Annotated in this window: 19 protein-coding genes; 7 read left to right on the plus strand and 12 right to left on the minus strand. The window is 46.5% G+C overall.

Features of this window, described 5'->3' with window-relative positions:
* Positions 1–104 precede the first annotated feature (104 nt).
* Positions 105–575 (plus strand): zinc ribbon-containing protein, encoded by a 471-nt coding sequence (locus T411_RS0116930; RefSeq protein ID WP_001125921.1) that lies wholly within the window; start codon positions 105–107, stop codon positions 573–575.
* A 55-nt stretch (positions 576–630) separates the two neighbouring features.
* On the opposite strand, the gene lnt is transcribed toward T411_RS0116930, so the two are convergent.
* The 5 genes from lnt to miaB all read right to left on the minus strand — a co-directional run bounded on the left by lnt (position 631) and on the right by miaB (position 6,190).
* The gene (gene lnt / locus T411_RS0116935) at positions 631–2,148 is read right to left on the minus strand and encodes an apolipoprotein N-acyltransferase (RefSeq protein ID WP_001089654.1); all 1,518 of its coding nucleotides are present in this window, start codon (positions 2,146–2,148) and stop codon (positions 631–633) included.
* Between the two features lie 40 nt (positions 2,149–2,188).
* Complete coding sequence (gene corC / locus T411_RS0116940; protein ID WP_001001301.1) at positions 2,189–3,064, minus strand: CNNM family magnesium/cobalt transport protein CorC; 876 nt, start codon at positions 3,062–3,064, stop codon at positions 2,189–2,191.
* Between the two features lie 69 nt (positions 3,065–3,133).
* Positions 3,134–3,598: an rRNA maturation RNase YbeY gene (ybeY, locus tag T411_RS0116945; protein ID WP_000021205.1), complete on the minus strand. Its 465-nt coding sequence runs from the start codon at positions 3,596–3,598 to the stop codon at positions 3,134–3,136.
* A complete protein-coding gene (locus T411_RS0116950; protein ID WP_000066203.1) occupies positions 3,595–4,698 on the minus strand; it encodes a PhoH family protein in 1,104 nt (367 codons plus the stop codon). Before T411_RS0116950 ends, ybeY begins: the two co-directional genes overlap by 4 nt.
* 67 nt (positions 4,699–4,765) lie before the next feature.
* Positions 4,766–6,190, minus strand: a complete 1,425-nt coding sequence (gene miaB, locus T411_RS0116955) for a tRNA (N6-isopentenyl adenosine(37)-C2)-methylthiotransferase MiaB (protein ID WP_000038553.1) — start codon at positions 6,188–6,190, stop codon at positions 4,766–4,768.
* A 253-nt stretch (positions 6,191–6,443) separates the two neighbouring features.
* Here miaB and T411_RS0116960 point away from each other — a divergent pair, with 253 nt between their 5' ends.
* Positions 6,444–7,607 (plus strand): 2-octaprenyl-3-methyl-6-methoxy-1,4-benzoquinol hydroxylase, encoded by a 1,164-nt coding sequence (locus T411_RS0116960; protein ID WP_000097693.1) that lies wholly within the window; start codon positions 6,444–6,446, stop codon positions 7,605–7,607.
* Between the two features lie 124 nt (positions 7,608–7,731).
* On the opposite strand, the gene crr is transcribed toward T411_RS0116960, so the two are convergent.
* From crr to cysZ, 5 genes are all read right to left on the minus strand, one after another.
* Positions 7,732–8,241 carry a PTS glucose transporter subunit IIA gene (gene crr, locus T411_RS0116965; protein ID WP_000522240.1) on the minus strand — a complete coding sequence of 170 codons (510 nt, stop codon included), beginning with the start codon at positions 8,239–8,241 and terminating at the stop codon, positions 7,732–7,734.
* A gap of 108 nt (positions 8,242–8,349) precedes the next feature.
* Complete coding sequence (gene ptsI, locus T411_RS0116970) at positions 8,350–10,071, minus strand: phosphoenolpyruvate-protein phosphotransferase PtsI (RefSeq protein ID WP_000623159.1); 1,722 nt, start codon at positions 10,069–10,071, stop codon at positions 8,350–8,352.
* 133 nt (positions 10,072–10,204) lie between these two features.
* On the minus strand, positions 10,205–10,462 hold the full coding sequence (locus T411_RS0116975) for an HPr family phosphocarrier protein (RefSeq protein WP_000273061.1): 258 nt from the start codon (positions 10,460–10,462) through the stop codon (positions 10,205–10,207).
* Between the two features lie 297 nt (positions 10,463–10,759).
* Positions 10,760–11,728, minus strand: coding sequence for a cysteine synthase A (gene cysK, locus T411_RS0116980; RefSeq protein WP_000036920.1), 969 nt, complete (start codon positions 11,726–11,728; stop codon positions 10,760–10,762).
* A 122-nt stretch (positions 11,729–11,850) separates the two neighbouring features.
* Positions 11,851–12,603, minus strand: coding sequence for a sulfate transporter CysZ (cysZ, locus tag T411_RS0116985; protein WP_001167409.1), 753 nt, complete (start codon positions 12,601–12,603; stop codon positions 11,851–11,853).
* 229 nt (positions 12,604–12,832) lie between these two features.
* On the opposite strand from cysZ, the gene zipA reads away from it, so the two are divergent.
* From zipA to cueR, 5 genes are all read left to right on the plus strand, one after another.
* Positions 12,833–13,708 carry a cell division protein ZipA gene (gene zipA / locus T411_RS0116990; protein ID WP_001157059.1) on the plus strand — a complete coding sequence of 292 codons (876 nt, stop codon included), beginning with the start codon at positions 12,833–12,835 and terminating at the stop codon, positions 13,706–13,708.
* A 132-nt stretch (positions 13,709–13,840) separates the two neighbouring features.
* Entirely contained in the window at positions 13,841–15,850 is a 2,010-nt protein-coding gene (gene ligA, locus T411_RS0116995; protein WP_001286046.1) for an NAD-dependent DNA ligase LigA, read from the plus strand.
* Between the two features lie 631 nt (positions 15,851–16,481).
* Entirely contained in the window at positions 16,482–17,531 is a 1,050-nt protein-coding gene (chiP, locus tag T411_RS0117000) for a chitoporin (RefSeq protein WP_000359808.1), read from the plus strand.
* A gap of 76 nt (positions 17,532–17,607) precedes the next feature.
* Complete coding sequence (locus tag T411_RS0117005; RefSeq protein WP_001880792.1) at positions 17,608–18,423, plus strand: DUF2057 domain-containing protein; 816 nt, start codon at positions 17,608–17,610, stop codon at positions 18,421–18,423.
* Between the two features lie 60 nt (positions 18,424–18,483).
* Positions 18,484–18,903: a Cu(I)-responsive transcriptional regulator gene (gene cueR / locus T411_RS0117010; protein WP_001027396.1), complete on the plus strand. Its 420-nt coding sequence runs from the start codon at positions 18,484–18,486 to the stop codon at positions 18,901–18,903.
* Positions 18,904–18,946: 43 nt separating this feature from the next.
* On the opposite strand, the gene T411_RS0117015 is transcribed toward cueR, so the two are convergent.
* Both T411_RS0117015 and T411_RS0117020 read right to left on the minus strand, forming a co-directional pair.
* Positions 18,947–19,396 carry an NfeD family protein gene (locus T411_RS0117015; protein WP_000229931.1) on the minus strand — a complete coding sequence of 150 codons (450 nt, stop codon included), beginning with the start codon at positions 19,394–19,396 and terminating at the stop codon, positions 18,947–18,949.
* A 7-nt stretch (positions 19,397–19,403) separates the two neighbouring features.
* Positions 19,404–20,324 (minus strand): SPFH domain-containing protein, encoded by a 921-nt coding sequence (locus tag T411_RS0117020; RefSeq protein WP_000963390.1) that lies wholly within the window; start codon positions 20,322–20,324, stop codon positions 19,404–19,406.
* Positions 20,325–20,574 lie beyond the last annotated feature (250 nt).

Below are 20,574 nucleotides of genomic sequence, written 5' to 3' on the forward strand. Positions count from 1 at the left end.
GAGTTCAGTAGGAACGAAGTCTTTCGGTTCGGCATAGAATACAGAAAGCAGGGGGTTACAACAATAGCTAATCCGGCAGCCATCAGGCTTGAGAGAGGTGAGAGATGCCAAAACAGAAAGCAAGTTATGAAGCCTTACTGGAAGAGGTGGTAGAAACGCTCAAACACAGCCCAGATGGCGTGAATGAGATCGTTGAATCCTCTACGAAATACGTCGATGCGGCGAATGATTTGACCAAGGATGAGCTTGCGCTGATCTCCGCTTATGTAAAAGCTGACCTTAAAGAGTTCTCGCAAAGTTTTGAGCAAAGCAAAAGCAGCCCATTCTATCTGATGATCACTAATTCCATCTGGCAGGGGCTACTGGATATTACCGACCGCACCAAAGTGGAATGGGTCGAACTGTTTGCTGATTTAGAACACCAAGGCTTGTATCAGGCGGGAGAAATGATTGGTTTGGGCGTGTTGATCTGTGATCAGTGCGGTCATAAAACCGAATTTAATCACCCAACGGAAATTGAACCCTGTTCGCAATGTGGGGGTAAAGCGTTTAGCCGCCAACCACTGAAACCTTAGTTGGATAAAGCGTTGCAATAAAAAACGGGAAGATAACTTCCCGTTTTACTTTTACTTATCTAGCCCGGCGCTGGCGCCAGAAAGCGAACCCAATCGCTAAGCCTACCCAGAGGTAGAGTGGCGTTGTGCCCCATAGGAAGTAAGGTGTACTACCGCGAGTTGGGGTGACCGTTGCTTTTAGCACGCCAGTTTCAAATTGTGGCAACTGAGCTACGATGCGTCCTCGCTCGTCAGTGACGGCCGTCACTCCATTGTTGGTGGCGCGGATCAGCGGCTTGCCCAATTCTAAGGCGCGCATGCGAGCGATTTCCATGTGTTGCAATGGGCCTATCGAACGACCAAACCAAGCATCATTCGAAAGCGTCAGTAGGAAGTCGGTTTCCGGCGTCACATTATCGCGTACTTGCTCATTGAAGATGATTTCGTAGCAGAGTGCGGTGACAAATGCGAAGCCCTTTGCAATCAAATTCGGTTGCACGTAAGCCCCTTGGCTAAAGGAGGACATCGGCAAATTAAAGAATGGAGCTAATGGACGCAGGATCTCTTCAAACGGCACGAATTCGCCAAAAGGCAACAAGTGGTACTTATGGTAGCGCAGGGTCAGATCATAACGGTATTCGCCATGAGGCGTATCACCGACTGTCAGCACGCTATTGAAGTACTGCTTATCTTCACTTTGATTGATGATGCCAGTAATCACCGCGCTTTGGTTCATACGTGCCGCAGCATCAAGATTATGCAGAAATGAGGAGATTTCATATTCAAAAGCGGGGATCGCCGCTTCTGGCCAAATGATTACATCGGCATCCCAGTTTTCGCGAGTAAGATCGGTGTATTTCATGATGGTTGGCCAGCGCTGGCTAGGCAGCCATTTCAATCCCTGTTCGATATTGCCTTGAATCAAGGCCAGTGAGGCTGTGCGATCCGTTTGTGGGGTGACCCACTGCATGGCTTGGAGGCCATAACCCGTTGCGTAAACCACAAGAGGGATGCAAGCCATCAACCAACGGTGATTAAGCACTGCATAAGCTAAGCTACCAGCACAAAACAGCAGTAACAGAGTGATGAGCTCTACGCCACCGACGGGGGCAAAGTTGGCAAGAGGGCTATCAATTTGACTGTAACCGAGCCATAGCCAAGGAAAACCCGTCATCACCCAACCACGTAGCCAATCGGTAATCAGCCACAAAGCTGGGGCAGCACATAACCATTTACTGCGTGAGTTGTTCGGAAAAAAGCGATTGAGTAGCCAGCCGAAAAGGCTTGGATAAAGTGCCAGATAGCCGACCAATAGAGTCATTAAAAACAGGCTGGCAATTTTGGGCATGCCGCCAAACGTATCAATACTGACGTGTACCCAACTGATACCCACCGCAAATTGACCAATCCCCCAGAGATAAGCAATCAAAGCCGCTCGCTTGGCGCTTTGTTGGTGGAGCAAAAGCAGTAGGATAAATGGGCTGAGTAGAGCCAAAGGCCAAAATTGATACGGGGCAAAAGCCAGAGGAGTTATGACGCCAACAAAAGCGGCCGTAAGCGGCCGCATTAGGCGATGAGATAATACGCTGTTCATCGTCTCTTTTCTTTACTCTTACTTAGTAAGAGAGTGGGGACTACTCTTCCGCAACGTGCGAAAGGGCTTCCAGATCGGGAACGGTCACTTGAAGAGCCACCACTCGGCGACTATCCGCCGCTGTCACTTTGAAGTTGTAGCCTGCAATGTCTACGACTTCACCGCGCGCGGGTAAGTGGCCGAATGCCGTCATCACCAAACCACCGACCGTATCCACTTCTTCATCACTGAATTTGGTGCCGAAAGTGTGGTTAAAGTCTTCAATTGTGGTGAGCGCTTTCACCGAAAAGGTGTGTTTGCTCAGTTGGCGAATGTCTTTTTGCTCTTCGTCGTCGAATTCATCTTCGATGTCGCCGACGATCTCTTCCAGAATATCTTCAATGGTGACTAGGCCAGATACGCCGCCAAACTCATCCACCACAATTGCCATGTGGTAACGCTCTTCACGGAATTCTTTGAGCAGACGGTCAACCCGTTTGCTTTCCGGAACCACGACCGCAGGGCGGATCACTTCTTGGATGTTGAATGGGGCACAGTTAGAGCCTAGATATTTGAGTAAGTCCTTCGCAAGCAGAATGCCTTCCACATGGTCTTTATCTTCGCTGATCACTGGATAACGTGAGTGCTGCGCATCCGTCATGATGGCAACCAAAGCATCTAGGTTATGAGTACGATCGATAGTGACCATTTGTGAGCGTGGGATCATGATATCGCGCACGCGCATTTCGGCGATTTCCATCACACCTTCGAGCATGTCGCGGGTGTCATGGTCAATCAAGTCATTGACTTCAGAGTCGCGAATCACATCGACCAGCTCTTGGCGATCTTTCGGCTCTCCCTGAAAAAGTTGACTTAGGCGTTCAAAGAAGGACTTTCTACTCGGACCTTCCGAATTCTGAGAATTGTCTTCGTTCATTATGTCTCAATTCACTAACGCTATCAGATGTGTGATAGCTCACATAGGCCTTATCTAAAAGGATAAGGGTTACTCTTTTTCTGCCAGATATGGGTCGGTAAAACCCATCTCTTGCATAATTTCGGTTTCGAGAGATTCCATCTCTTCGGCTTCATCATCCTCGATGTGGTCATAACCTAGCAGATGCAGGCTGCCATGTACAACCATATGCGCCCAATGTGCTTGCAAAGGCTTATTTTGCTCAATTGCTTCACGCTCAACGACTTGGCGGCAAATCACCAAGTCGCCAAGCAGATCCATTTCCATCCCCGGAGGAGCTTCAAATGGAAAAGACAGCACATTGGTCGGTTTATCTTTACCACGGTAGTTCAAATTCAGCGCATGGCTTTCTGCTTCATCGACAATGCGAACCGTCACCTCAGCTTGTGGCTGAAACGGCGTGATGGTTCGAGAGAGCCACAACGCAAACTCCGCTTCACTTGGTAGCCCATGTTCATTTTCGACTGCCAATTGCAAATCCAGTTCAATACTCATGAGGGATCCGACTCATTGTTGTGGCTTAGCGTCATTTCTGCGCGCTGCATTTCGAGTAATTTATTTTCACGTTCTTCACGACGACGCTGCTCATACTCTTTGCGCTCTTTTTGATCTTGCGCTTCCCACTTTTCATAAGCGTTAACGATACGAGCAACCACTGGGTGGCGCACCACATCGTCAGCTTGGAAGAAGTTAAAGCTGATCTCATCGACTTCATTGAGCACTTCAATCGCATGGCGCAGACCGGATTTCGCGCCGCGCGGTAAGTCGATTTGCGTCACGTCACCAGTAATGACGGCGCGCGAATTAAAACCAATCCGCGTCAGGAACATTTTCATCTGTTCAACGGTCGTGTTTTGGCTTTCATCGAGAATAATAAACGCGTCGTTTAAGGTACGACCACGCATGTACGCCAGCGGAGCGACCTCAATCACATTGCGCTCAATCAGCTTTTCTACCCGCTCAAAACCAAGCATTTCGAATAGAGCATCGTAAAGTGGGCGCAAATAAGGGTCGACTTTTTGGCTTAGATCGCCCGGCAGAAAACCGAGCTTTTCGCCCGCTTCAACCGCTGGACGAGTCAATAGAATTCGGCGAATTTCTTGGCGCTCAAGCGCATCCACAGCAGCCGCGACCGCAAGGTAAGTTTTACCGGTACCAGCAGGGCCAACACCAAAGGTGATGTCATGGGTCACCATATTCATCAAGTATTGAGCTTGATTCGGTGTCCGCGGTTTGATCACGCCTTTTTTGGTTTTGACAAACACTTCTTTGCCGTGAGCAATGCTGGATTCGCTGTGTTGTTCAAGCACGCCGGATTCTTTGATGGCAAGATGAATTTGCTCAGGTTCAATATCGGTAATCTGACCACGCACCGGAGCCGTTTCAACGTAAAGTGTTTTGATGATGTCGAGTGCAGCAGCGGCAGTATGAGGTTGACCCACGATAGTGAAGAAGTTGCCGCGGTAGTTGATTTCGACACCCAAGCGACGTTCAAGGTGCTTGATGTTGTCATCAAAAGGACCGCATAGGCTGGCGAGTCGGTGGTTATCGGATGGTTCTAAATTAATTTCTAAGGTTATGATTTTATTGCTCAAATTTGCCTCTCAGTATGTCAATAAACGTCCGATTGTGACCGGACGCTTATTGACAGTGTATACGAGATTAAGGAGTAAATGTAGCAACCCCAAGCTCATCCTCGCGGCGAGTCTTCGCTTTCATTTCAGAGGGAGAGGTCGCGATACGCAGATTCATCTCTTGTTCGGTACGCAGCAGTTCACCGCGCAGTGAGTTCGGGAAAACGTCGACGATCTTCACATCAACAAATTGACCGATCAGATCCGGTGAGCCTTCGAAGTTCACTACACGGTTATTTTCAGTACGGCCACGCAGCTCCATCAGATCTTTTTTCGATGGACCTTCAACCAAAATACGCTGTTCAGTACCCAGCATCAGGCGTGAATAACGCATAGCTTGGCTGTTGATCTGCTGCTGCAGTTCGTACAGGCGTTCTTTCTTCACTTCTTCCGACAGATCGCAAGGATAGTCAGCGGCGGGTGTGCCTGGACGAGGTGAGAAAATAAAGCTAAAGCTCATGTCGAAATCGACATCGCGGATCAGCTTCATGGTGTCTTGGAAATCTTTGTCGGTTTCCCCAGGGAAGCCAACGATAAAATCAGAGCTGATTTGAATATCTGGGCGCGCTTTACGTAGCTTACGGATGATGGATTTGTACTCAATCGCCGTATGTGGACGCTTCATCATAGTCAGAATGCGATCGCTCCCACTTTGTACTGGCAAGTGCAGGAAGCTCACGAGCTCAGGCGTGTCTTCGTACACTGCAATAATGTCATCCGTAAATTCGAGTGGGTGGCTAGTGGTAAAGCGGATACGATCGATGCCGTCAATGGTGGCGACCAAACGCAGTAATTCAGCGAAAGAGCAAATGCCGCCATCGTGAGTGGCACCACGGTAAGCGTTGACGTTTTGACCCAGCAGGTTAACTTCACGCACCCCTTGCTCGGCAAGCTGAGCGATCTCGAACAGGACATCGTCCATAGGACGGCTGACTTCTTCACCACGAGTGTAAGGCACTACGCAGTAAGTACAGTATTTTGAGCAGCCTTCCATGATAGAAACGAACGCAGTTGGGCCTTCCGCACGTGGCTCAGGCAGGCGGTCGAATTTTTCAATCTCAGGGAAAGAGATATCCATCACGGGCGCGTCGCTGGTTTGCGATTGTTTAATCATTTCAGGCAGACGATGAAGTGTCTGTGGGCCGAAGATGACATCCACATAAGGTGCACGATCGCGAATCGAGTCACCTTCTTGAGTGGCAACACAGCCACCAACACCGATCACGACTCCGGGTTTTTTGTCTTTCAGGGTTTTCCAACGGCCGAGTTGGTGGAAGACTTTTTCCTGCGCCTTTTCACGAATCGAACAGGTGTTTAGGAGTAAAACGTCAGCTTCCTCGGGTATCTCTGTCAGCTCATAGCCGTTTGCAGCATTAAGCAGGTCAGCCATTTTCGATGAATCGTACTCGTTCATCTGGCAGCCCCAAGTTTTAATTAGCAGTTTCTTACTCATCTCACTTTCGCTCGTTCAATAGTTCTTCAATCATTTGAGCTGTAGCTCACATTCTAGCCGCCCTCTCGGCGGTAAGCGGCGTATTGTACTGCTTTAAAAACCGACTGACTAGTAATTGGCGGAATTCTCTTGTAACCCTTGCTGTGATTGGCTTTTTACCTTATTACGAGCAAGGTTTTAACGTAAAAAATGTCGCAATATTTCCCTTACTCCGTACAATGCCGTGAAGAGAAAATACTGGGTGGGAAAAGGTATGAGTAGCAACAAATTTGACATCCTCGTGGTGGGGGGCGGCATGGTGGGCGCGGCTGCTGCACTGGGCTTTGCACGCCAAGGACGCAAGGTTGCGGTAATTGATTCTGGCGCGCCGCACGCTTTTGAGCCCAGTCAGCCTATGGATGTGCGTGTCTCTGCGATTTCGCAAACCTCGGTAGCACTGCTAGAAGAACTGGGTGCTTGGTCAAGTGTTGTTGGTATGCGCGCTTGTCCTTATCGTCACTTAGAAACGTGGGAACACCCAGAATGTCGAACGCGTTTTTCTTGTGAGTCGCTCGGGTTGCCACAATTAGGTTACATGGTAGAAAACCGAGTCATTCAATTAGCACTATGGCAGCAATTTGCGGCTTATCCGCAGTTGACTTTAATGTGTCCCGAACAATTGGCGCAGTTGAATGTGAGTGCAGAGGGATGCCGTGTTACCTTGCAATCGGGCGCTGAAATTGAGTGTGATTGGGTAATCGGTGCGGATGGCGCAAATTCCCAGGTGCGCAATCTGGTGCGTATCGGCGTAACGGCGTGGGATTATCGTCAACACTGTATGTTGATTAATGTGCAGACGGAGCAGATCCAACAAGAAACCACGTGGCAGCAATTTTTTCCAACAGGTCCGCGCTCCTACTTACCTTTGGGCGGCAATCAGGCGTCTTTGGTGTGGTATGACACACCGCAGCGTATTCGCAAGCTCAGCGGTCTTAATCCGGAGCAATTGCGTAGCGAAATTCTGCAGTATTTCCCGGCCGAGTTGGGGAATATTAAAGTGTTGCAACACGGTGCTTTCCCATTAACGCGCCGTCATGCTCAGCAGTATGTGAAAAATCGCTGTATTTTGATTGGGGATGCAGCACACACCATAAACCCATTAGCAGGGCAGGGCGTCAATTTGGGCTTTAAAGATGTGGCCGTGTTGCTGGCGCAAACTCAAGAGCAGGCGTTAAATCAGGCATCTTTTGAACGCTATGAACGCTGCCGTCGTCCCGATAATTTACTGATGCAAACAGGGATGGACTTGTTCTACAAAACCTTCAGTAACTCAATCACACCAGTGAAGTTTCTGCGTAATGCTGCGTTGGCATTGGCTGAGCGTTCTGGCCCACTGAAAACGCAAGTGCTGCGTTATGCCCTTGGTTTTACGAATTGAATGTTGTTTGAGATGAGCGCTAGTTAGGCGCTATTGGCTATGTCAAAAAACTCGGCCGTAAAAACAAAAAACGCTGCACTCGGCAGCGTTTTTTACATCGAACGTTTTAAATCGAACCAAGCGATTACTTGGTCACGCGTAGGATCGGTGTTTCACCTACGGTCACTGAACCAGAAAGTTTGTTCAGCTCTTTGATTTCATCCATGTTAGAGATAACAACAGGAGTCAGAGTTGATTTCGCTTTCTCTTCGAGCAGTGCCAAATCGAATTCGATGATAGTATCGCCGATTTTCACTGATTGGCCTTCTTCTGCAATACGCTTGAAGCCTTCACCTTTCAGCTCAACCGTGTCGATACCGAAGTGAACAAACAGCTCAACGCCTTCATCTGATTCGATAGAAAACGCGTGGTTGGTTTCGAAGATTTTGCCGATAGTACCGTTAACAGGAGCTACCATTTTGTTACCAGCAGGCTTGATCGCGATACCGTCGCCAACGATTTTCTCAGCGAAAACCACATCTGGTACATCTTCGATGTTTACAATTTCACCAGAAAGAGGTGCGATGATGTCGATTGCACCTGCGTTAGCGCTGTCGTCAGAGACTAGCTTCTTAAGTTTGTCAAACAGACCCATTGTGTCATGCTCCTAACGTTTTAAATTTGTTCTGTCGAAGTATAGTATACCAATCGCTAAAGATAGACGACTATTTTCATCGCCTATCTCCTTGGTATCAACCGATAATTACGCTTTCGCTGCGATGAATTTATCTACGCAAGCTTCAATTTCTGCAGCCGTTGGCAGGGCAAGCGCCTCTTCAGCCATCGCTTTGATTTCCGCATAATTGGCGTTACGGATCACTTTCTTCACTTTTGGAATCGAGATGCCGCTCATTGAGAACTCATCCAGACCCATACCGAGTAGGAGTAGCGTTGCACGCTCGTCACCCGCTAATTCACCACACATACCAGTCCATTTGCCTTCTGCGTGAGAAGCATCAATCACCTGCTTGATCACGGTCAGAACCGCTGGAGAGAGTGGGTTGTAGAGGTGAGAGATCATCTCGTTACCACGGTCTACCGCTAGGGTATACTGAGTTAAATCGTTGGTACCGATAGAGAAGAAAGAGACTTCTTTTGCCAAGTGATGAGCAATCGCTGCTGCAGCTGGCGTTTCTACCATCACACCGATTTCGATGTTTTCATCAAAAGCATGACCTTCGGTGCGCAGTTCAGCTTTGTACTCTTCAATCGCATTTTTCAGTTCACGAATTTCTTCTACTGAAATGATCATTGGGAACATAACGCGAAGTTTGCCGTGTGCAGAGGCACGCAGAATACCGCGTAGCTGGTCACGTAGAATTTCACGGCGATCTAAGCTGATACGAACGGCACGCCAACCCAAGAATGGGTTCATCTCTTTTGGCAGATCCATATACGGCAGGTCTTTGTCGCCGCCGATGTCCATGGTGCGGATGATAACCGCTTGGCCATTCATCGCTTCCGCGACTTCTTTGTAGGCTTGGTACTGTTCTTCTTCTGTTGGCAGGGCATCACGATCCATAAACAGGAATTCAGTACGGTATAGGCCGACACCTTCACCACCGTTACGGATGATACCGTCACAGTCTTTCACGGTACCGATGTTGCCACACACTTCAACGCGATGGCCGTCTAGCGTTTCTGCTGGAAGATCTTTCAGCTTAGCGAGCTCTTCTTTTTCCGCTAGGAAAGCCGCTTTAACCGCTTTGGCTTCTTCAATTTGGGCTTGAGTTGGATTCACAATGATCTTGTTGTTCATTGCGTCCAGAATCAATGTGTCGCCATTTTTCACTTTCTTAGTGATGTCGTTAGTACCGACAATCGCTGGTAGCTCTAGAGAGCGAGCCATGATAGAAGTGTGAGAGGTACGGCCGCCAATATCACATGCAAAACCGAGAACGTAGTTCAGGTTAATCTGCGCAGTTTCAGAAGGCGTTAAATCGTAAGCAACAAGGACAACTTCTTGATCGATTTCGCTCAGCGATACGATGTGCATGCCCAGAGCATTTTTTACAAAACGTGTACCGATATCACGGATATCTGTTGCACGTTCTTTGAGATATTCATCGTCTAAAGATTCAAGCGCAGTGGCTTGCTCTTCGATAACGGTATGAATTGCGTTATCGGCAGACATTTTTTCTTTTTTGATGAGGGCTAAAATCTCTTCTTCTAGCTCTTCATCTTCAAGCAACATGATATGGCCTTCAAAGATGGCTTCTTTTTCTTCACCAAAAGTTTCAAGTGCTTTTTGTTTGATCACTTCTAACTGCGCAGAAGATTTGTCACGCGCAGTGTAAAAGCGCTCAACTTCGGCTTCTACTTGATCGTCAGAAATGGTGTTTGTGTTTAGGACAATTTCATCTTCTTGAAGAAGTAATGCTTTACCAATAGCAATACCTGGAGATGCTAGAATGCCTGAAATCATAGCCTTACCTTAAACTGGTCAACTGTAAACGGGAGAGTGGACAATCGCTAACCGTAACGTTTAGCGTATTTCTCGGGTTATTTCCAACAAAGCCATTTTGCGTGAACAAAATGGCTTTGAAAGGAAGACCGGATTAGTGAAGTTGGTCCATCAGAGCAACTAGGTGCTCAACAGCTTCTTTTGCCTGAGGGCCTTCGGCAGAGATAGTCACGACAGTACCTTTTACCAGACCTAGCGTTTGCAGCTTGAACAGACTTTTCGCGCTTGCACTTTTACCGTTAGAAGTCACAGTGATGTCTGCATCGAAGGCTTTTGCTTCTTTAACAAACTGTGCAGCAGGACGAGTGTGAAGGCCGTTTTCTGCAGTGATTTCTACTTGCTTCTCGTACATGTTTTATACCCCAATGAGTTTATTTTTTGTAAGTTTGTTAACCAGATTTAGCTTAACCGCATAAACTGCTTTGTGCTAGCACTGTCACAGGCTTTTCGTGTTAGAACTAAGACTGGTCAAAATATTATCAATCGCCTTTGCTATTTTTTGCAATTTGAGCAATTGAGCGTAAACCGTCTGCTTCTTTATTTTGAAGCTAAAAATAAAACATGCCGATATTACCAAAGGTGAGGCAGGGATCAACAAAAAAGCCCCTGACTGGGGCTTTTTTAAACGAAAATTTGATTTAACCACGTATTACTGCTGGTTTTCTTTATCAGTGAAAATGCCTGCGAATAGAGCTGTGCTCAAGTAACGTTCACCTGAACTTGGTAACACGGTAACTATAGTTTTTCCTTCAAATTCAGGTAATTGTGCGATTCGGTTAGCGGCAACAACAGCAGCACCAGAAGAGATCCCCGCGAGAATGCCTTCTTCTTCCATTAGGCGACGCGCCATTTCAATCGCCTCGTCTGAGGTGACTCGCTCAACACGATCAATCAAGCTTAAATCTAAGTTACCAGGGATAAAACCGGCACCGATACCTTGAATTTTATGTGGTGCAGGTTTGATTTCTTCTCCCGCCAGCGCTTGTGTAATGACCGATGATTCAGCCGGTTCAACCGCAACAGAAAGAATAGCTTTACCTTGAGTGCCTTTGATGTAGCGACTGGTACCCGTTAATGTACCGCCAGTACCTACACCAGCAACAAACACATCAATTTGACCATCTGTTGCATCCCAAATCTCTGGGCCTGTGGTCTTTTCATGGATCTGCGGGTTAGCTGGGTTATTGAATTGCTGGAGGAGCAAATATTTTTCTGGGTTGCTGGCAACAATCTCTTCTGCTTTCGCAATCGCGCCTTTCATGCCTTTTGCTGCTTCAGTCAGTTCTAAATTGGCGCCAAGTGCTTTGAGTAGCTTACGACGCTCTAAACTCATCGATTCAGGCATGGTCAGAGTTAACTTGTATCCACGAGCTGCAGCAACAAACGCTAGGGCAACACCAGTATTACCACTTGTTGGCTCTACTAATTCAACGCCAGGCTTGAGTTTGCCTTGCTTTTCAGCTTCCCAAATCATATTGGCTCCGATTCGGCATTTTACGCTGAAGCTTGGGTTGCGTGCTTCAATCTTAGCCAGCACTTTGCCGTTAGAGACTTTGTTTAAGCGCACTAGTGGGGTGTTACCAATAGTCAGTGAATTGTCTTCGTAGATTTTGCTCATGGCGATGTTCCTTCATTCGTTACGCAGTGAGTGTGCGTGAATACTTAGTGAATATGGACAGAGAATAAGTTCATATTCACTAAGCGAAAAGGATTAAAAAGTTATAACTTATGTGGTGCTTGTTATTGGCGCAGAGGGGAGTGTTGTGTCTTAAATTCCATCACCCACATCGCCGTCGCGCCACACACGGCAACTGGGACGATGAAGAGGTTCACAATCGGAATGCTCGTGAAAAAAGCGACCAGCATACCAAATCCATAGGCCTTACTTTGATTTTGTTTCAAAGTGTTACGCATGTCATGGAAGCTGATTTTGTGGTTATCGAAGGGATAGTCGCAATACTGTATAGCCAACATCCAAGCCGTGAACAGGAACCAAGCAATAGGGCCTAAGGTTTGCCCAAGTGCTGGGATCAGTAATAGCAGGAATAAGCCAAGTGCTTTGGGAAGCACGTAAAGCAGTTTCCGCCATTCTCGACTAAGGATTCGAGGAACGTCTTTGACCAGTGCCCAGACGCCTTCCTCACCGATGCGTTCACCTGATAGATGCTGCTCCACCTTTTCGGCCAATAGACCATTAAATGGCGAGGCAATAAAGTTGGCTAAGGTACTAAAAAAATAGGAGAAAGTAGCGAGAATGGTTAATGCTAACAGCGGCCAAAGTACATAACTTAGCCAAGAGAGAAACGAAGGTAATTGTCCTATCCACTCGCTGATCCAAGTGTCTAAATGGCTGAATAAGTAGTACATAGCACCGCCGACTAAGATGATGTTAGCCAGTAGCGGAAGAACAACGAACCGACGTATGCCTGGCGTTAAAGCCAAACGTATGCCGTAAGAGAAGTAGCCGAACCCGGAACGTGAGCTGATCTGCATAAAAACGGTATTCTCCTTGATAAACCGAGTGAAGATTGTACTTGATTGATACTGAAGTGAAATGACGAAACTGCAAAAAACGCGTCATCTTTTCAACTTCTCACATTAAGTTGTTCTAAATTCAACGAGAGTTTTGGTAAAGTACCCCGACAAGTCAAAAACACACCCTGATAAACGTCCTGTCGGGCGCTAGAGCTCAGAACATCAAACGGGATACTGAGAGTTTAAGATGCAGGAACTGCGATTCGTATTGATAATTGTTGGCGCGTTGGCGATAGCGGCGTTGCTGTTTCATGGTCTGTGGACCAGCAAAAAAGAGGGAAAGTCCAAGTTTGGTGATAAACCTCTGCGCAAGATGAAAGTCGAAAGTGATGATCCGCCTTCGCGTGCCTTTGCGGCGGAAGACGATTTCGAAATCATCCGCAAGGAACGCAAAGAGCCTGATTTTGGCATTCCGAATCAACAGCACGATCCTCTGATCTCTGATTTCGCGGCCCATGATGAGCTGGATGAAGAAGAGGATGAGGAAGCGCGCATTCCGGTTCAGCCTCAATCCCAACCTCAACCTAGAAAGGTTCAACCCCAGGTTGAGATGCCTCGAGTTGCGCCAAACGTGCCAATGGCTAAGGTGCAACCTGAAGTGGTGACCGAGATTGAGGTACAAGAGCCGCAGGAAGAAAAGCTGGATGTGATTGTGCTCAATGTACACTGTGCTGGTAACCAGCCTTTTATCGGGACCAAACTGTTCGATAGCATGCAGCAAAATGGTTTGTTATTTGGTGAGATGGATATTTTCCATCGCCATGCGGATCTCTCTGGAACGGGGAAAGTGTTGTTTAGTGTCGCGAATATGATGCAACCTGGTACCCTGATGCATGATGATCCTGCGGACTTTTCAACCAAAGGCATCTCCTTTTTTATGACACTGCCGTGTTTTGGCGATCCTGAGCAAAACTTCAAGTTGATGCTAAAAACCGCTCAACAAATTGCCGATGATCTTGGTGGGCATGTGTTGGACGATGCTCGTAATTTAATGACTCCAAACCGACTTGATGCTTATCGTAAGCAAATTCAAGAGTTTAAAGTTCGAGCCGCTCAAGCCTAGGTTTTGGATATTCATTCAAGCACCACGCGATAGCGTGCTGCTTTACTTCGTCAGTAACAAGATAAAGATATCCCTAGTTATACTAAAAGGGCTCCGTAGCGGAGCCTTTTTTCATCATCCGAGAGAATTACGATGTCAGATGTCGCGCAACGATTAACAGAATTAAGAAAAACCTTGCATGAGCATGGTGTCCGCTATTACGTAGAAGATGCCCCCACCATTCCGGATGCAGAATACGATCGCTTAATGCGCGAGCTGCTGGAATTGGAAGCGGCTCACCCGGAATTGATGAGCTCGGACTCGCCCAGTTTACGAGTCGGAGGACGTCCGCTGGATGCTTTTGAATCTGTCGTGCATGAAATTCCGATGTTATCGCTCGATAACGCCTTTGATGATGGTGAATTAGAAAGCTTTTATCGCCGTATGACGGATCGGATCCAGGCGGTACAGCATAGTGCCTTTTGTTGTGAGCCGAAACTGGATGGCTTGGCGGTCAGTTTACTATACGAAAATGGTGTTCTGACCCGCGCGGCGACTCGTGGTGATGGTATGACCGGCGAAAACATCACGGAAAATGTACGTACCATTAAAGCAATCCCTTTACGTCTGCAAGGCGCAGATTTTCCAACTCGCCTTGAAGTGCGCGGTGAAGTGTTTATGCCTAAAGCGGGGTTTGAAGCACTTAACGCACGAGCATTGAAAAAAGGTGAAAAGCAGTTTGTTAACCCTCGTAATGCGGCGGCGGGAAGCCTACGTCAACTCGACTCCAAAATTACCGCCCAACGTCCACTGGCTTTTTACGCTTATAGTGTTGGTGTTATTGAAGGCGGAGAGTTAGCGACCAGCCACTATCAACGATTTTTGCAACTAAAGGGCTGGGGGCTGCCGATTTGTCCTGAAACCAAACTGGTAACTTCTCTCGCCGAAGTCAAAGCTTTTTATCAAGACATTTTGCAACGTCGTCAGTTTTTGGCTTATGAGATTGATGGCGTCGTCATTAAAGTTGACGATATCCAGTTGCAGGAGCGATTGGGGTTCGTTGCTAGAGCGCCGCGCTGGGCGATTGCCTATAAATTTCCTGCGCAGGAAGAGCTTACTTTGCTCAATGATGTTGAATTTCAGGTAGGTCGTACTGGCGCGATTACCCCAGTTGCTAAGTTGGAGCCTGTTTTTGTCGGTGGTGTTACGGTAAGTAATGCCACATTACATAATGCCGATGAGATTGAGCGTTTGGGAGTGATGGTCGGAGATACGGTGGTGATCCGCCGTGCTGGGGATGTCATCCCACAAATCGTCTCTGTGGTATTAGAGCGACGCCCTGAGAATGCAAAATCTATTGTATTTCCTACTCGTTGCCCAGTTTGTCAATCGGATGTTGAACGGGTTGAAGGAGAAGCGGTTGCTCGATGTTCCGGTGGACTGATTTGCCAAGCTCAGCGCAAAGAGGCATTGAAGCATTTTGTTTCTCGCAAGGCCATGGATGTAGAAGGCTTGGGCGATAAAGTGATTGAGCAACTGGTTGACCGAGAAATGGTGAGTACACCTGCTGATTTATTCCGGTTAAGAGCGGGAGAGCTCACGATTTTGGAGCGAATGGGCCCCAAATCGGCGCAGAATGTGATTGATGCTCTCAATAAAGCGAAGCAAACCACATTACCTAAGTTTTTATATGCACTGGGTATTCGTGAAGTCGGCGATGCTACCGCACTCAACTTGGCTCAGCACTTTTTAAGTTTGGAAGCGATTCAACAAGCGAGTTTAGAACAATTTATCGAAGTTCCCGATGTCGGAGTGGTTGTTGCAAGCCATTTACTGGCCTTCTTTGCGCAAGACCGTAACCAACAAGTGATCAATGAATTGCTAGAACAAGGCATCACATGGCCGGCGCTAACGGCTGCGCCCGTGGCGGTAGACTCTGCTCTAGCGGGCAAAATTGTTGTGTTAACCGGCAGTTTTACTCAATTGTCTCGTAATGATGCGAAAGCCGCACTACAAGCTTTAGGTGCTAAGGTGACGGGTAGCGTATCAAAAAATACTGATATTGTTTTTGCAGGAGAAGCAGCGGGCTCTAAGCTAGCCAAAGCGACCGAGTTGGGTATCCAAGTTTTCGATGAGCAAGCATTAATCGAATTTTTGAAATAAGCCTATTCACTTAATATTTGAAGCGGCAGTGGTGTTGGCGATGTGTGTTCACTCCAACATCGCCTGCCTATGCTTATAGGGATGAATTTACTTGCAGCCTACCTACAATTCCAACTCTATTCGGTATGTTTCATGTTGGATCTGCTGCATTTTTTATAAATAGATTGAACTTCTTGCTCATCCCAAGTCTAAACCTCAGCCTGTGCTGGGGTTTATTTTTGCTCAGAAACAACTCGCCAATTTGTATCAAGTTCAGGACTTTTATTGTTTTTAAAAGTCATCCCTCATTTTGTTTTTATTCGACGCATTTCAAATAAAAGACATTAACCAAAAATAAAAATTTATATTTATCAGTTATTTAAGTTTTCTCTGGCTTTGTGCTAGTAATAATTGGATCTCGATCACTTACTCCCCAGAAGTTTGTCGTGGCTCATATTTTTTTAGATAAAAATTAAGTTCTGATTGATGTTTTCTAACCGAGAGTTAGTCTACGGATATGGATACACGGTCAGTGTGCCAACAACTAAGAGAATCGGTTTCGATACTCGAAAAGGAAATGACTTCTCCCTTCGGCGGCCAACTTAAGGGAGAAACTCAAAAAAACAGCTATATCCATTTTTAGGAGTTATCCATGGACAAAATGTTTAAACGTACTCTTCTGGGTGCAGCAGTAGCGATGGCGTCAACTGGTGCGTTTGCCGCATCTGAAACTGGTGCAATCGGTGTTCTGTCTGATTTCAACGTACAAGCGTACGGTGTTGCAGCAATCTCTGCTTTCTATCAAGAAGATAGCAACGGTTATGACTACGAAAACGAATCTCGTATCGGTTTCCGTGCTAGCAAAGATATGTTTGATAACGTAAACGTATTCATGCAGATCGAATCAGGTTACGTTGGTGAAGATGGTAAAGGCAGCACGCTTGGTGCTCGTGATACTTTCCTCGGCCTACAAGGCGATTGGGGTAAAGTACGTTTCGGTCGTATGCTGACACCACTATATGAAATCGTTGACTGGCCATACTCTAACCCAGGTTTAGGTCGTGTATTCGACTGGGGTGGCGACGTTGCTGGTCACTATGATCGTAAAGGTGATATTGCGCGTTATGACTCTCCAGCTTTCGGTGGTCTGACGTTCAACATTTCTGCTGGTCGTGGTGATGTGGGTACTAAAAGTTCTAACCACTTTGGTGCGGCTGCACACTACAATGCTGCGGATATCGTAACGTTCCATGTTGGTTATGAAAACAACTCTAACTTCAAGTATGACTACAAAACCAAAGATACAGCTGGTAAAGATGTCGATAATACATTCCTGACTGATGCAACAGCGTATATCGTAGGTTTTGAGTTGCCTCTACCTGCTGGTTTTGGTTTAGCTGGTGCTTATAAGTACACTGAAGGTGCTTCTAAAACAGTGAAAGGTCAAGAAGGCGAGCAAGGCCAATACTCTCTGATTGGTCAATACTGGAATGGCCCATGGGGCTTTAAAGTAGGTTACGCTGCCAACCTTGAGTCTGAAGTGAACGGTGTTGAACAAAAAGATGATGATGAAGTATTGTCTGCACAGCTGATGTACGTGAAAAATGGTTTCGTACCATACATCCGTGTTGGCCAGCATGATGCTTATGATTCAGCCGACAAGAAAGGTTTCGTACGTGTAGGTCTGGAATACGGTTTCTAATCAGACGAACCCTGCCTTTCTTTAATAAAAACGCCGGCCTTGTGCCGGTGTTTTTACTCCATAAACAAGGACATAAATGATGAATTTATTTAAAACGACCATATTATTCTCAACCATCACCATGGCCGTTGGATGCAGTAATTTAGACAGTTCGAGTGTGTTCAATGATGTGGCGAAGAATGTCAAAGAAAGGCACAACTATGTTCAAGTTGTCGCGAAAGATATTACTCCTGACGCAAAAGCAATTGTAGGACCTGATATTGTAAAAGCAGAGTTAAGCTATGTCGGTAATTTCCCTAAAGCTGAAGGCGTTAATATTGAAAATTCATACGTTGATATGAACGTCACTTATTTTAAAAATTATGACCAATATGACACTGTTGCTTATTCATCACAGAAGTTAAAAGTAGAAACATATCGTCCATTAGCTGAGACCTGTACCGAACATTGCACGACCTCGCAATGGTTTAAGTTCCCATTATCTCAAGAATATATTCAGCAACTGAACTCGGATTCAGTTGTGTTTACGCTGTCCTCGTCAACAGACAAAAACCAAGTAGAATTCACGGTTCCTAAAGCGTATTTTTTAGCGGTTATTAATGAGGCGAAATTTGTCTTACAAGGGACAGATGTGGCACCTGTTGCTCCTATTGTTGCTGTTCAAGCGCAACCAACCGCATCCAAACCTAACGAAATGATCCAATATTTGTTTGGTGAAGCCAGTTCAGCAGAGCGCCAAGAATTTGCTAACTGGGCTTTTGCTAACCGTGCAGAGGTAGCCCAGCCTATGGTTACACAAAATAAGTTGGTCGAAATGATGGCTGATTGGTACAAAAAAGCCGATAAAGCCGAAAAAGCATCGATTCTCTCTTGGTTGATTAGCCAAGAATAATTGCATTTCTCGCTGGATAGAGGCATGGTCTTTCCATGCCTCTGTGATTTTTTATGTGTCATGAATATTAGCCAGATTGCCAAACTCACCTCGCTGACTGCCAAGTCGATTCGTCTATACGAAGAGAAAGGTCTCATCATCCCACCACTGCGCTCTGAAAGTGGTTATCGCACTTACACTCAGCAGCATGTGGATGATTTACTGCTCATCGCTCGCTGCCGGCGAGTCGGTTTTAGTTTGGATGAGTGTAAAGCCATGCTCACTCTTGCCAATGATCCAAACCGAACGAGCGCAGCGGTGCGCGCGCGAGCGCAAGAAAAGTGGCAAGAAATCTCGAGAAAACTCTCCGAGCTCACCATGATTAAGCAGCAGCTAGAAGAGTGGATTGCATCTTGTCCCGGAGATCAAGGCAGCGATTGCCCAATCATAGAACAGTTGAAGGGACATTGTTGTTCAAACAATAAAACTAAGACCCCGTAGGATCTTAGTTCCGACTTGAAGTTGCCTACAGAATGATAGACTTTTAGATAGGTTGGACGACTAAGATAATCCCATCCACAGCAACGACAGAAACACGGCTCCCAGCCGCAAGCTGCTGATCGCAGCGCGCTGTCCAAGCCGTATCACCCAGTGTTACTTGAAACTCTCCTGCTGGGGTATCTTGAGTTATCGGAATAATACGTCCGAGTAACTGTTTTTCTTTCTGGTTAAGGTCGCGTTCTGTATCTTGCTTTTTATCTCGGCTAAATTGACGTCGCCACCAAAGCCAAGTCGTGACCAGAGAAAAACTCGCAAAAGCCAGCCACTGCAGTTGCCAACCAAGAGGCATTACGGCCAGCAATACCCCAACTAATAGTGCTGATAGGCCAAGCCACAAAAAATAACCTGCAGTGCCGAGTAGCTCAGCGGCTAATAGAAGTAGGCCCAAGGCCAACCAATGCCAGAAATTCAATTGTGAGAGTAGCTCTACCACGGGGCACCTACTTAGTGGTTTGTGATGATTTAAACATTTCTGCAATTCCAGCGACAGAACCCATGAGGCCTGTTGCTTCAAGTGGCAGCATGATGATCTTACCATTCTCTGCTTGACCAATAGCTTTCAGCGCTTCGGTATAGCCTTGAGCAATAAAGTAATTGACCGCTTGCATATCACCTTTAGCGATGGCTTCTGAAACCATAGTGGTTGCCTTGGCTTCCGCTTCGGCGGCACGCTCACGTGCTTCAGCTTGTAAAATGGCGGCTTGTTTTTCCCCTTCAGCTTTCAATATTTCGGATTGTTTTTGACCTTCCGCACGTAAGATTTGCGCTTGGCGTACCCCTTCTGCTTCAAGGACTTCCGCCCGTTTGTTACGTTCAGCTTTCATCTGAGCATTCATTGCAGCGGTCAAATCAGCAGGTGGCTGTACATCTTTAATTTCAATACGAGTCACTTTTACACCCCACGGGCTGGTGGCATGGTCAACAATTGACAGCAGCTTGGTATTAATCATGTCACGTTGACTGAGCATCTCATCCAGCTCCATTGAACCTAATACGGTACGCATATTGGTGAGGGTGAGGTTACGGATAGCATGTTGCAGTTGGCTAACCTCATAAGCGGCTTTCGCTGCATCAATGACTTGTACAAAACAGACCGCATCAATCACAACATTCGCGTTGTCTTTGGAAATGACTTCCTGAGCTGGGATATCTAAAACTTGTTCCATCATATTGATTTTATGACCAACACGGTCAATAAAAGGGATGATTAGGTTGAGTCCGGGCTTGAGTGTTTGTGTGTAGCGCCCAAATCTTTCGACCGTCCAGTTATTACCTTGAGGCACGGTTTTTACTGCAGAGGAGATGAAAATAACCACAGCCAGTACGAGAACTGCGATAGTGATCAATGAATCAATAGCCATGACGTATCCTTGTTTTTTAAAGTAATAGCTTGCTACTTGCCGTTAAAGCGATGAGCGAATATTTAGTCAGCTAAGAATGAGCGCCTCTTGCCTAAAAAAATAGCCGAAAACGTTCCCAATCAGTGACTTGTGACTAAGTTAACAGCAACTAATGCGATTTACTATCCTAGAGAAGGGTTAACAATCAATTTTATAGCTGATGATTATACTTCCTGCTTGAAGCTGCAGTGGTGTTGGCAGCATTCGCTCA

Origin of the sequence: Vibrio cholerae ATCC 14035, assembly GCF_000621645.1 — a bacterium.
GTDB classification, from domain to species: Bacteria; Pseudomonadota; Gammaproteobacteria; order Enterobacterales; family Vibrionaceae; genus Vibrio; species Vibrio cholerae.